Annotated in this window: 15 protein-coding genes and 1 tRNA gene; 8 read left to right on the forward strand and 8 right to left on the reverse strand. The window is 70.6% G+C overall.

What is annotated here, in order from left to right:
* Positions 1–151: 151 nt before the first annotated feature.
* The 4 genes from murI (at position 152) to rdgB (ending at position 3,143) form a co-directional block, all read left to right on the forward strand.
* On the forward strand, positions 152–934 hold the full coding sequence (gene murI, locus IW245_RS33535) for a glutamate racemase (protein ID WP_197007124.1): 783 nt from the start codon (positions 152–154) through the stop codon (positions 932–934).
* Positions 931–1,677 (forward strand): MBL fold metallo-hydrolase, encoded by a 747-nt coding sequence (locus IW245_RS33540; RefSeq protein ID WP_197007125.1) that lies wholly within the window; start codon positions 931–933, stop codon positions 1,675–1,677. Before murI ends, IW245_RS33540 begins: the two co-directional genes overlap by 4 nt.
* A gap of 21 nt (positions 1,678–1,698) precedes the next feature.
* A complete protein-coding gene (gene rph / locus IW245_RS33545) occupies positions 1,699–2,424 on the forward strand; it encodes a ribonuclease PH (protein WP_197007126.1) in 726 nt (241 codons plus the stop codon).
* A gap of 128 nt (positions 2,425–2,552) precedes the next feature.
* Complete coding sequence (gene rdgB, locus IW245_RS33550; RefSeq protein WP_197007127.1) at positions 2,553–3,143, forward strand: RdgB/HAM1 family non-canonical purine NTP pyrophosphatase; 591 nt, start codon at positions 2,553–2,555, stop codon at positions 3,141–3,143.
* A 50-nt stretch (positions 3,144–3,193) separates the two neighbouring features.
* Here the strand turns inward: rdgB and IW245_RS33555 are convergent.
* From IW245_RS33555 to IW245_RS33590, 8 genes are all read right to left on the reverse strand, one after another.
* Positions 3,194–3,266, reverse strand: a tRNA-Leu gene (locus IW245_RS33555).
* 11 nt (positions 3,267–3,277) lie between these two features.
* Positions 3,278–3,841: an HNH endonuclease signature motif containing protein gene (locus tag IW245_RS33560; protein ID WP_197007128.1), complete on the reverse strand. Its 564-nt coding sequence runs from the start codon at positions 3,839–3,841 to the stop codon at positions 3,278–3,280.
* A gap of 31 nt (positions 3,842–3,872) precedes the next feature.
* Entirely contained in the window at positions 3,873–4,259 is a 387-nt protein-coding gene (locus IW245_RS33565) for a PLD nuclease N-terminal domain-containing protein (protein WP_197007129.1), read from the reverse strand.
* 48 nt (positions 4,260–4,307) lie between these two features.
* The gene (gene bcp, locus IW245_RS33570; RefSeq protein WP_197007130.1) at positions 4,308–4,778 is read right to left on the reverse strand and encodes a thioredoxin-dependent thiol peroxidase; all 471 of its coding nucleotides are present in this window, start codon (positions 4,776–4,778) and stop codon (positions 4,308–4,310) included.
* 70 nt (positions 4,779–4,848) lie between these two features.
* Positions 4,849–5,907: a hypothetical protein gene (locus tag IW245_RS33575; RefSeq protein WP_197007131.1), complete on the reverse strand. Its 1,059-nt coding sequence runs from the start codon at positions 5,905–5,907 to the stop codon at positions 4,849–4,851.
* Positions 5,908–5,911: 4 nt separating this feature from the next.
* Positions 5,912–6,655, reverse strand: coding sequence for a DsbA family protein (locus IW245_RS33580; protein WP_197007132.1), 744 nt, complete (start codon positions 6,653–6,655; stop codon positions 5,912–5,914).
* Positions 6,656–6,657: 2 nt separating this feature from the next.
* Positions 6,658–7,182: a MauE/DoxX family redox-associated membrane protein gene (locus IW245_RS33585; protein ID WP_197007133.1), complete on the reverse strand. Its 525-nt coding sequence runs from the start codon at positions 7,180–7,182 to the stop codon at positions 6,658–6,660.
* A gap of 49 nt (positions 7,183–7,231) precedes the next feature.
* Positions 7,232–7,759 (reverse strand): sigma-70 family RNA polymerase sigma factor, encoded by a 528-nt coding sequence (locus IW245_RS33590; protein ID WP_233472676.1) that lies wholly within the window; start codon positions 7,757–7,759, stop codon positions 7,232–7,234.
* A gap of 68 nt (positions 7,760–7,827) precedes the next feature.
* On the opposite strand from IW245_RS33590, the gene IW245_RS33595 reads away from it, so the two are divergent.
* The 4 genes from IW245_RS33595 (at position 7,828) to IW245_RS33610 (ending at position 12,358) form a co-directional block, all read left to right on the forward strand.
* Positions 7,828–8,424: a zf-HC2 domain-containing protein gene (locus IW245_RS33595; protein ID WP_197007134.1), complete on the forward strand. Its 597-nt coding sequence runs from the start codon at positions 7,828–7,830 to the stop codon at positions 8,422–8,424.
* Positions 8,421–10,028: a copper resistance CopC/CopD family protein gene (locus IW245_RS33600; RefSeq protein WP_307788933.1), complete on the forward strand. Its 1,608-nt coding sequence runs from the start codon at positions 8,421–8,423 to the stop codon at positions 10,026–10,028. Before IW245_RS33595 ends, IW245_RS33600 begins: the two co-directional genes overlap by 4 nt.
* 18 nt (positions 10,029–10,046) lie before the next feature.
* A complete protein-coding gene (locus IW245_RS33605; protein ID WP_197007135.1) occupies positions 10,047–10,736 on the forward strand; it encodes a YcnI family copper-binding membrane protein in 690 nt (229 codons plus the stop codon).
* Between the two features lie 404 nt (positions 10,737–11,140).
* A complete protein-coding gene (locus tag IW245_RS33610) occupies positions 11,141–12,358 on the forward strand; it encodes a L,D-transpeptidase (protein ID WP_197007136.1) in 1,218 nt (405 codons plus the stop codon).
* Positions 12,359–12,365: the final 7 nt, after the last annotated feature.

Here is a 12,365-nt window from a genome sequence, read left to right on the forward strand (position 1 = left end):
TCTGGGTGGCCGCCCGGCGCACGACCCGCGCACAGCAGTATCCCCCGTCGGGCGGCCGGGGCCTGCGGGCCGAAGCCGCTCGATGTCACCTTCGCGACATCTGACAGGAGATCGGCTGGCGGGACGGCTCCCACAGCGTAGGCTGCGCAGCGTGACGGACGCGCCCATCGGCATATTCGACTCGGGGGTCGGGGGGCTCACGGTCGCCCGAGCGGTCCTTGAGGCGCTCCCGCATGAGGAGCTGCGCTACCTCGCCGACACGGCACACGTGCCGTACGGCCCGAAACCCATCGCCGACGTCCGGCGGTACGCGTTGGGGTGCCTCGACCGCCTCGTCGACGAGGGCGTCAAGGCCCTCGTGATCGCGTGCAACTCCGCGTCGGCCGCCTGCCTGCACGACGCCAGGGAACGCTATCCGGTCCCGGTCATCGAGGTGATCCGCCCGGCCGTGCGACGCGCCGTCTCGGCCACCCGCAACGGTCAGGTCGGCGTGGTGTGCACGGTCGCGACGGCCAACAGCAAGGCGTACGAGGACGCGTTCGGGGCCGCCCCGCACGTCAGCGTGCACACCGTCGCCGCCCCGGCGTTCGTGGACTTCGTGGAGCGCGGCGTCACCACCGGCCGCCAACTCCTCGGCCTCGCCCAGGGCTACCTCGAACCTCTCGAACGCGCCGGGGTCGACACCCTCGTCCTCGGCTGCACCCACTACCCGCTCCTCGCCGGCATGCTCGGCCTCGTGATGGGGGACGGCGTGACCCTGGTGTCCAGCGCCGACGAGACGGCGCGCGATCTGTACAGAATCCTCACAGAACGTGACCTGCTACGGTCCGCCGACGCGCCGCCGCCGCGCCACACGTTCACCACCACAGGCGACGCTGCCGCCTTCACCAAGCTGGCCGGCCGATTCCTCGGGAATATTGAGGTCTCCTCATGAAGCTCACCGTTCTGGGCTGCGCTGGCAGCTTCCCCGGACCCCAGTCGGCCTGCTCGGGATACCTGGTCGAGGCGGCCGGCTTCCGGCTGCTCATCGACTTCGGCACCGGCACCCTGGGCGCGTTGCAACGCCTCGGCGACATGTACGGCATCGACGCCATCATCGTCACCCACCTGCACCCCGACCACATGCTCGACGCCGCGTCCTACGTCGTCGCCCGGCGCTACTGCCCGACGGGCAAACTCCCGGCCCTCCCGCTGTACGGCCCCTCCGGTGTCGCCCAGCGCCTGCACGACGTCTACGACCGCACCGACGCCCCTCTCGACGACGTGTACGACTTCCGGGAGCTCACCCCCGGGGAGTTCGACCTCGGCCCGTTCCGGGTCACCACGGAGCTGATGGACCACCCGGTGGAGACCTTCGGGCTCCGGATCACCCACGGCGGCCGCAGCCTGGCCTACTCGTCGGACACCGGCCCCTGCGACGCCCTGCTCAAGCTCGCCCAGGGCGCCGACGCGCTGCTCTGCGAGGCCAGCTACCTCGAGGGCGCCGACAACCCGCCGCACCTGCACCTCACCGGCAAGGACGCCGGCGAGCACGCCACCCAGGCCGGCGTGAAGCTCCTCCTGATCACGCACCTCGTCGCGGCATGGGGCGACGAGGACCAGACCCGCCGGGAGGTACGCGACGCGTACGCCGGCCCCGTCGACATCGTCCGCTCCGGCTCGGTCTACGAGATCTGAGCGGCCCGTTAAGCTCGGGGGATGTCACGCCCAGACGGCCGTACGGCCGCAGCCCTCCGCCCCGTGAACATCACCCGCGGCTGGTCCCGCCACCCCGAGGGCTCCGTCCTCGTCGAGTTCGGCGACACCCGGGTGCTGTGCACCGCCAGCGTCACCGACGGCGTGCCCCGCTGGCGGCGCGGCTCCGGCCTCGGCTGGATCACCGCGGAGTACTCGATGCTGCCCCGCGCCACCAACACCCGCAGCGACCGCGAGAGCGTCAAGGGCAAGATCGGCGGGCGCACCCACGAGATCTCCCGCCTGATCGGCCGCAGCCTCCGCGCGTGCCTGGACCTCAAGGCCCTCGGCGAGAACTCCATCGTGCTGGACTGCGACGTCCTACAGGCCGACGGCGGCACCCGCACCGCGGCGATCACCGGGGCGTACGTCGCCCTGGCCGACGCCGTCGACTGGCTGGCCGCCCGGCACAAGCTCGCCGCCAGCCCCGCCAAGGCGCTGCACCGCTCCGTCGCCGCCGTCAGCGTCGGCATCATCAAAGGCGAGCCCCGCCTGGACCTGAGCTACGCCGAGGACGTCAACGCCGAGGTCGACATGAACATCGTCTGCACCGGGGCCGGCGAGTTCGTCGAGGTCCAGGGCACCGGCGAGGACGGCGTCTTCGACCGCGACCAGCTCAACGCCCTGCTCGACCTGGGCGTCCTCGGCTGCGCCGAACTCACCGAGATCCAGAAGAAGTCCCGCGCCTGAGCCCGGACCCCGCGACCCGGGGCGATCGCCTGGTTCTCTCGGCCTGCCGCGACCATCTCCGGCCGGTGGCCTGAGACTGCCCGCCACGGCACCCGCACGACCGCCGCAACTCCGAAGGAGGCCAGCCAGTGAGGCTGCTGCTCGCGTCCCGCAACGCCAAGAAGATCACCGAACTCCGCCGGATCATGACCGACCTCGACATCGTCGGCCTCGACGACGTCCCGGCGTTCCCCGAGACCGTCGAGTCCGGCCTCACCTTCGAGGAGAACGCCCTCCTCAAGGCCCGCGACGGCGCCAGGGCCTCCGGCCTGCCCTGCGTCGCCGACGACTCCGGCCTCGCCGTGGACGCGCTCAACGGCATGCCCGGCGTGTTCAGCGCGCGCTGGTCCGGCCGGCACGGCGACGACCTGGCCAACCTCCAGCTCCTGCTGGGCCAGCTCGGCGACGTCCCGGACGAGTACCGCGCCGGGGGCTTCGTGTGCGCGGCCGCGCTCGTGCTGCCCTCGGGCGAGGAGCATGTCGTGCTGGGCGAGATGCGGGGCACGATCATCCGGGAGCCGCGCGGCACGGGCGGCTTCGGCTACGACCCGATCTTCGTCCCCGACGGGTACGACGTGACCAGCGCCGAACTGACCCCTGCGGCGAAGGACGCGATCAGCCACCGAGGCCAGGCCTTCCGCGAGCTGGCCACCCTGATCGCGGACCTGCCCCAGACCTGACGAAGCGCGAGCGGGGCCGGCTCGCTGAAGCCGACCCCACCGCGATCATGTAGGGCCGATGGGATTCGAACCCACCCTGTCACGGACCTAAACCGTGTGCCTCTACCGCTGGGCTACGGCCCCGTCGCAGTCGGTCACGATACCTTCGCTGCGCCCTCAGAGTCTACGGCGGCGCTTTCGGGCCCCGCAGGCTGGTCGTCTGTCCGTTTCCGCTTTCCTTTGCCGGCGTAGGTCGCGGTCTGACTGTGGCAGTTCGGGCAGAGAAAACGAAGATTCTCCAGTCGGCAGTCAGCGAAATTCGCGCTGATGTGATCCACGTGCAGGGTGAGGGGTCGGCCCTGCCATTCCGCGAGACTTCCGCACGTAGCGCATTCGTGAGGGATCCCGGATTCCAGCATCGCGCGGCGGAGCATCTCGGGTTTCGCGCGATTCTGGTCCGATCCTCGCTGGACCAGGATCTGCCGTGCGCTGAGCCGGTAGGCAGATTTCTTGCCCCGATTGTGGTTACTGCCCGTGAAGTGTGAGATGTCGATCCCTTCGCGGGTGATGCGACGCTTCAGGTGGGCATGGCTTCCGCCAGTGAGCCTGATTCCCAAGGCGCGCATCACGCCCATGACGCTCACCGACTCGGCAACGGCCTTCTCGAGCATCTCCCGGGTGTAGATCACCCGGCTCCACTTCGGACGAAGGTTCTCCATGGTGGGGACGTCAACGGCACCCACCGACAATTCAGGACTCCTCCGGCTCGTCCTTCTTCTTGCGGAGCTCGTCCTCCCGCCGCCGAAGATCCGCCTCCCAGTCCTTCAACAACTTTTCGTCATCCCGGCTCTGCTTCCCCAGCCCGCGTAGGAACTCCGGATCGTCATCCGGCGCGAGGGGCCGAGACCACCTGGGAGCCTCCGGGCCCTGACCTTGCGCCGCCACGCCCCCCGACGCCGGCCGACCCGCCACGAACCACGCGATCCACCCGGCCGGCGAGAACAGCAGGATCAGCAGGATCCACCCGAGCTTGGGCAGGTTGCGCACCTCGTGCGCCGGCGTCGTGATGCAGTCGATCGTCGAATACACCACCATGATGATGTCGAGGACGAACAGAAGAGCGTAGATGCGGGCCACGGCGGCATCATCCCCGATCGCGTGCGCCGCCGCAGCCCCGGGCCACGGTTAGTCCAGACCGAGGTCGCGGCGGAGCTTCGCCACGTGGCCGGTGGCCTTCACGTTGTAGAAGGCGTGCTCGATCTTCCCCTCCTCGTCGATGACGAAGGTGGAGCGGATGACGCCCATGCTGACCTTGCCGTAGTTCATCTTCTCGCCGTACGCCGCGTACGCGTCGAGCACGCTCTTGTCGACGTCGGAGACCAGCGGGAACGTGATCGCGTCGCGCTCGACGAACTTGGCGAGCTTCTCCGGCTTGTCGGGGGAGATGCCGACGACCTCGTAGCCCTGGGCCTTGAGGGAGGCGAGCGAGTCGCGGAAGTCGCACGCCTGCTTGGTGCAGCCGGGGGTCATCGCCGCGGGGTACGCGTAGAGCACGACCTTGCGGCCCAGCAGGCTCTTGAGGGCGAGCTGGCCACCGTCGGCGGTCGGCAGGGTGAAGTCGGGCGCGACGTCGCCGGGCGTGAGCTTCTCAGTCATGAACCGACCATATCCCGCCCCTGTGACACTCCAGAGCCGGTGGCCGCGCCCCGCCGTGACCAACGCCTGGTCAGGCGACCGGTGCGGCCCGGCCGGCCGGGCCCACCCGCCCGATCCGGTGACCAGCGGCCGCGGCCAGCCCGAGCCCGACCCCGACGCACGCCGCGACGGAGAACCGGGCCCACAACCCGTCCCACGGCACGGGCGCGATGGCGTGCTGGAACACGGCGGCCCTGGCGAACCCGCAGAGCAGCGCGAGGGCCCCGCCGGCCAGTCCGAGGGCGAAGTCGGCGGCGGGGCGGCGCGGCAGCGCGTACCCGGCGGCGGCGAGCATCCCGGCCCCGGCCGCGAACCCCCACAGGTCCTCTCGCTGGAACGTCCCGGCGTCGAGCACCCGCCCGGCGGAGTCGACGAGCGACAGGCCCCCGGCGACCACGGCGAGCACCACCGGTCCGAAGCGCCGGGCGGCCGCTAGTGTCGCGCCCCCCGCCGGACCAGCCACCTGTGCCGCGCCGGCGGACACCCGCCAACCGCCCAGCAGCGCGACCCCGAGCCCGATCACCACCACCCCGGCCCACCAACCCCACGCCTCCGGCCGGGGTGCCCAGTCGAGGGTGCCGGTGACGCGGAAGTCCCGTACCCCGTCACGCAGGGGGATGGACCACTCCCGGAGCCGGTGGGGCCGATCGGGCTGGCGGGCCGCGATGGGCGGCTGGGGTCCCATCCAGTGCGCCCGGTGGTCGTGCCACCGGACCACGGGCGTGCTCGACAGCTGCCGCCACTCGGGGGCCGCCGCGGCGTCCCCGCCTTCGGCGCCGCCGTGCAGGGTCTCGTTGAGGTAGGTGGCGGGGGACTGGGCGTTCTGCCGGACCCCGCCGGGGCTGACGCTGAGGTAGGGCTCCCCGGAGTAGCCGAGGACCTCGATGGTGGCCGGGCCGGTGTAGCGCAGTTCGAGGCTGGCCCCGGCGTCGACGGTGCGGATGGTGAGGCCGGGCAGGGCGGGGGTGATCGCGGTGACCGTGGTGCGGTAGTCGCTGGCGCCGGGGGCGTCCTGGGAATGCGCGGAGGCCGGGCTGGCGACGGCCAGCCCGGCCACGATCCCCGCGAGCACCGCCCGCCACACGTTCATCCCGCTATTTAACGTCAGTCACCATGCGCTTGAGGGCGTCGACGACGCTGGTGTCGCCCTTGCCCTTGTCGGCGACGACCTCGACGTCGTTCACGAACAGGGTCGGGGTGTGCTGGAGGCCGCGCTTGGTGAAGTCGTCGGTCACCTTCTTCGCCCAGCCCTTGTAGGTCTGGTCCCGCACGCAGCGGGCGAACGCCGGGTCGATCAGGCCGGCCGCGCCGCCGGCGGCGATGATGTCGTCGTCGGGGAGGCCGCCGGTGTTCTCGGCGGGCTGGCGGGCGTAGAGCTGCTTGCTGAACTCGTAGAGCTTGCCGCCGTCGGCGGCGCAGGCCGCGGCCCCGGAGGCCCGGGTGGAGTACTGGTTCGGCGAGGACATCTGGTCCAGGATCGCCACCGGGTGGTAGATCAGCGTGATCTTGTTGTCCTTGATCCACTGGTCGACCGTGGGCGTGATGGCGTCCTCGACCTGCTTGCACGCCGGGCACTGGTAGTCGAGGTAGATCTCGACCTTGGCCTTCCCGGTCGTGCCCGGGATGACCATGCCGTCCTTCTTCTCGGTGGCGGTGGCCGGCACGTTGTACTTGGTCGGCTGCTGGGCCTGCCAGACGCCGTACCCGATGGCCCCGGCGATCAGCACGGCGAGCGTGACGCCGATCGCGGTCCACATCACGCGGCGGCGCCGGTCCTCGGCGGCGATCTGTTCGCGGACGACCCGGGCGGCCGTCTTCTGATCAACTCGTTTGCTCACTTTTATCCCTTGCTCGTGTCGGGCCCGGAAGGGCCACCCAGAAGCACCCCGTCGAGGGAGAGCCAGGTGCGCGGCCGGAGGATCAGGAAACCGGCTGCCGCCAGAAACCCTATATCCCTCAAAGTCTCCCAAAAGTATGTGGGCGATTCGCCGGCGGCCAGTGCGCCGCCGCCGCCGAAGCAGCCGCAGTCGATCTGGAGTCCCCTGGCCCACGCCGAGGCGATGCCGAAGATGAACATCACGAACAGGCCGGCTGAGACGATCGCCGCCGCCCGGGTGAACAACCCGGCGAGCAGCAGCAGCCCGATCATGATCTCGATGAACGGCAGCGCCGATCCGACGATCTGGGCGGCGCCGTTGGGCAGGAGTTCGTAGGCGTTCACCGCCCGGACCGACGCGCCGAGGTCGGAGACCTTGGACCCTCCGGCGACCAGCCAGATCCCGGCGAGGCCGAGTCTGGCCAGGGTGCTGACCACCCTGGTGATGTGCCGACGTCGGCCGGATGTGGCCGTCCGTGGCGCTGACATGTCGATTCCCACGCTCATTAGTCGCACCGCCTCCGCGGTTGGTTCCGACTCAGCTGGTGAGCGCCGTCTCGACTGCCTCGACCAGATCTGCCCGGGCCCGAGCGACCCGTGATCTGATTGTCCCAATAGGTACTGATTCGATGTCAGCGGCCTCCGCGTACGACAGGCCGAGCACCTGGGTGAGCACGAACGCGCTCCGCCGGTCGGCCGGCAACCGCCGCAGCAGGTCCTCCCCGCTCACCCCGGCTGCGGGGTCGGGCTGGTACGCGGGCTCCTCGAAGGCGTTGTCCGCCCGGCGCTGGCGGATCATCACCCGGATGTGGTCCACGCACACCCGGCGGGCGATGCCGAGCAGCCAGGTCCGCACCGTGGAGCGCGCCTCGAACCGGGCGAGGGCCTTGAACGCCCGCAGGTACGTCTCCTGGGTCAGGTCGTCGGCCACCCGGGCGTCGGCCAGACTGGCGCACAGCCGCCACACGTCGGACTGGGTCTCGCGGACCAGGGCCGCCTGCGCGACCGGGTCGCCGTCCCGGGCCGCGAGCGCCCACTGCGTCGCGGAGTCGGGAGCGGGATTCACGAAGCTGACAATACGGGAGTGGCCCACGTCACGGGAACTGGAGACCGCCCGCCGACGACTACAGGGACATGACGTGTGGTGAGGTCCGGGCGGCGCTGTCGGCGCTCTTCGACGGTGAGGTGGCGGAGCTCTCGGCGCAGGCGACGGAGGCTCATCTGTCGGGCTGCGCGGCCTGCCGGACGTGGCAGGTCCAGGCGCTCCGGCTGCCGGACCTGGCCTGGACGGCTTCCCCGCCGGACCTCACGGCCAGGGTGCTGGCCGCCGTCGCCGAGGACGAGAAGGCCGCCCGGCGGGCCCGGTGGCAGATCCTGCGGTTCGCGGTGGGCGCCGCGGCGGTGATCCAGCTCCTGCTGGCCCTGCCGGTGCTGCTCGACGGCGGCTCAGGGCCGCACGCGAGCCGGGAGATGGCGTCGTTCGACATCGCGCTGGCCGTGGGCTTCCTGCTCGCGGCGTGGCAGCCGTCGCGGGCCCGGGCGTTCGTGCCGGTCGCGGCCGTTCTGGCCGGTTGCCTGGCGCTGACCAGCGGCATGGACGTGCTCAACGACTCCACGGCCCTGGCGCACGAGACCGGGCACCTGGTGGCCCTGGTCCAGGCGGGCTTGTTGTGGGCTCTGGGCCGCACATCGGTGCGTGGCGGTGCCCGTCCCGCTACGGTCACACCGTGAGAAAATCGGCACTCTTCATCATCGCGCTGATGGCGGGACTGCTCCTGCCCGCCGCGCCGGCCAGCGCGCACGCCGGGCTGCAACGGACCGACCCGCCGTCGGGTTCGATCGTGGCCCAGGCCCCGCGCCAGGTGACGCTGTACTTCACGGAGGCGGTCACGCCCGTCCCCGGCCAACTGCGGATCATCGGGCCGGACGGCAAGCGCGCCGACCGGGGCGAGCCGTCGGTCGGGGGCTCCCAGGTGTCGATCCCGCTGCGGGAGGGGGCGGGGCGGGGGACGTATCTGGTGTCGTACCGGATCATCTCCGACGACAGCCACCCGGTGTCCGGCGGTTTCGCGTTCTCGATCGAGGCCCCGTCGACGACGGCCCCCGGGGTGTTGGGCGGTTCGGGCGCCGAGGTGGACCCGGTGGTCTCGGCGCTGCTGCCGATCTCCCGTTACCTGGGCTACGTCGGCCTGCTGCTGGTCGTGGGCCCGGTGCTGCTGATGATCGGTCTGTGGCCGACCCGGCTGTCCCGGCCCGGCAAGCTGGTCTGGACCGGCGTGGGCCTGCTCGCCGGCGGCACCGTGCTGGCCCTGTACCTCCAGGCGCCCTACGTCACCGGCGGCGCGCTGTTCGGCGCGTCGGGCGCGGACCTGCGGGAGGTCCTGTCCAGCCGGTTCGGGTTCACAGGTCTGGCCAGGCTGGCTGTGCTGGCGGCGGCGGTCCCGCTGCTCCGCCGGGTGCTGGCGGCGAAGAACACGAAGAGCGACCAGATCATTCTGGGGGTACTGGGCACCGTCGCCGCCCTCACCTGGCCCCTGGCCGGCCACCCGAGCGCCTCGCCGGCCCCGCCGCTGACCGTGGCCGTGGACCTCGTCCACCTGGTCGCGATGGCTGTGTGGCTCGGCGGCCTGGTCGGCCTGGCCCTGCACCTGCTGCCCAGGGGCACCGACGGCGAGCTGCGCGCGCTGATGCCGGTGTGGTCGCGCTGGGCCGGCTGGGCGGTCACCGCGCTGGTCGTGGCGGGGGTCGCGCAGGCGCTGATCGAGGTGGGCACCCTGCCGGCCCTGTTCAACACCCGGTACGGGCAGCTCCTGATCGTCAAGGCCGTCCTGCTGGCCGGCGTGCTGGGCATGGCGTCCGTGGCCCGAAGGAAGGTGCTGACCGGGGAGCCGAAGGTGCGCCGGATGGTGTTCGGCGAGCTGGCGGTCACGGCCGTGATCCTCGCGGTGACGGCGTTCCTGGTGCAGCAGACCCCGGCGCGGACCGAGGCGGCGCTGCCGTCGGCCTCGGCGAACCTGCCGTTCTCGGCGACGATGAACAACTCCCTGTTCAAGCTGCAGGTGGAGCTGGATCCGGCGGCGGTCGGCAACAACACGATGCACATGTACGCCTTCACCCCGGACGGCAAGCCGATCAAGGTCCTGGAGTGGCAGGTCACGGTCGCGATGCCGTCGAGGGACATCGCGCCGATCGAGGTGGCCGTCCTCCAGCTCACCGATGACCACGCGGTCGGGGAGCTCACGCTGCCCACCCCCGGCACCTGGGAGCTGCGGTTCACGCTCCGGGTGTCCGACATCGACCAGGCGACCGTCAGCCAGACGGTGCAGATCAAGTAAACCGGAAGGGTTCCCCTCATGCGCAGCGTCCTCGGACGGAAGCTCCTCGTCGTACTCGGTGTCGCGTTCGTCGGTGTCGTGGCCCTGGCCGCCCCGGCGTCGGCCCACGTGACCATCGACGCGGGCACCACCAACAAGCAGGGCGGCTACTCCCGCGCCGTCTTCCGGGTGCCCAACGAGAGCGACACGGCGTCCACTGTGAAGCTGGAGGTGAACCTGCCCGAGTCGCAGCCGCTGTCCTCGGTGCGCACCATGCCGATCCCGGGGTGGAAGGCCGAGATGGAGAAGACGAAGCTGGCCACCCCGCTGGAGTCGCACGGCCGGAAGATCACCGAGGCCGTCACGAAGATCACGTGGACGGCGCTGACCCCGGAGGACGGGATCAAGCCGGGCCAGTTCCTGGAGTTCCCGGTGTCGATGGGCGCGATGCCGACGGCGGACCAGATGGTGTTCAAGGCGCTGCAGACCTATTCGGACGGTTCGATCGTCCGGTGGATCGAGGAGAAGACCGGGGCCGAGGAGCCCGCGAAGCCGGCCCCGGTGCTCAAGCTCGTGGCCGCCGACGCCTCGCCCGCCGCACCGAAGGCCGAGGCGAAGAGCACCGAGAACAGGGCCACCCTGCCGCTGGCGATCACCGGTGCCGTGGCCGGGCTGCTCGGCCTGGGGCTGGGCGCCGCCGCGTTCGCCCGTGGGCGCCGCGCGGCCTGACGGCGGCCGCCCGCGCGACTGCACGACCTGCGAGATGGAGGCCCCGCGCGGAGATTCGCGCGGGGCCTCCTGCCGGGCGGGGAGCCTCCCGGCGTCCGTGGAGTCGGGTGTGCGGAGGGTCACTCCTTTCTCGACTCGAGGTGTAGTCACCCTTCGTGACCATCACGCTATTCCGAGTTACCTAATCTAGCCAGACCTATATTTTTCGGACAAATCTTGGTATGAGGTGCGAATCGGTGCGCCCACGTACCGAAGAAATCGGTCTCTGGTGGATGTTCCGGACTGCGTGCAACCATCCATACGGGTCACAGCGTTTAATGTCACGAGCCGATGGGTTGCCGTCATGTGAGGCGGCGGGGGACCCTGGTTCATTGACTGTTCGGGAGTGATGAAAGGTGGCCACGATGTCGGACCGGTCGCGACGCGGAGTGCTCGGCGCCATAGCCGGAGTCGCCGCGCTGCCCCTTCTCGGCGCGTGTGGCTCGGACGACAAGAAATCCGGAAAGCCGGAGGGCGTGAAGGCCGAGTCCGGCGGCACCACCCCCACCCCGATCTCCGAGGCGACGATCACGATCTCCCCGGCCGACGGCGCCAAGGACGTCAGCCCCGGTTCCGTCTCGGTCAAGGTCGAGCGCGGCACCCTGGAGTCGGTGGTCCTCACCAACGAGGACGGCAAGCAGATCAAGGGCGAGCTGTCCGGCGACCGGACCGGGTGGACGGTCACCGAGCCCCTGGGCTACCAGCGCGCGTACACCCTGAAGGCCTCGGCGTTGAGCTCCGGCGGCAAGAAGGCCGAGGCGAGCAGCAGCTTCACGACGATCAAGCCGAACAACCAGACGCTGCCGTACTTCACGCCGACCGGCCCGGGCACCTACGGGGTCGGCCAGCCGATCGTCGTGCGCTTCGACGAGCGGATCCCGGACCGGAAGAAGGCCCAGGCCGCGCTGGTCGTCACCACGAGCCCGGAGACCGTGGGCGCGTGGCGCTGGTTCAATGACCAGGAGCTGCACTGGCGCCCCCAGGAGTACTGGCGGTCGGGCACCAAGGTCACCGTCACCGCGAAGATCCACGGTGTGGACCTCGGCAACGGACTCTTCGGCCAGGAGGACAAGTCCCTGTCCTTCGATATCGGCCCGTCGAAGATCGCGATCGCCGACTCGGAGAAGCACTGGATGCAGGTCTTCATCGACGGCGTCATGACCAAGGAGTTCCCGGCCAACCTCGGCAAGGGCGGCACCCGCCAGGTCGGCAACACCACGATCGACTACTGGACCCGGACCGGCCCGCACGTGGTGACCATGAAGGACCGTGAGGTCCGGATGACGTCGGCCAGCTACGGCGGCCCCTCGACCGGACCGGACTCGTACGACAGCAAGATCGGTTACGCGGTGCGGATCTCCGGCGCCGGCGAGTACGTCCACCTGCGCACATGGGACCTCGGTCAGATGGGCAAGACCAACGACTCGCACGGCTGTGTCAACGTGGGACCCGGCAACGCCGAGTGGTTCTACGACCACTTCGGCCCCGGCGACATCGTCGACGTCAAGCACGGCCCCCGGGTGCTCGATCCGCAGGACGGTCTGGGCGACTGGGTCATTCCCTGGAGCCAGTGGGCTAACTAGTCTGGAC

The organism is Longispora fulva (assembly GCF_015751905.1).
GTDB lineage: Bacteria > Actinomycetota > Actinomycetes > Mycobacteriales > Micromonosporaceae > Longispora > Longispora fulva.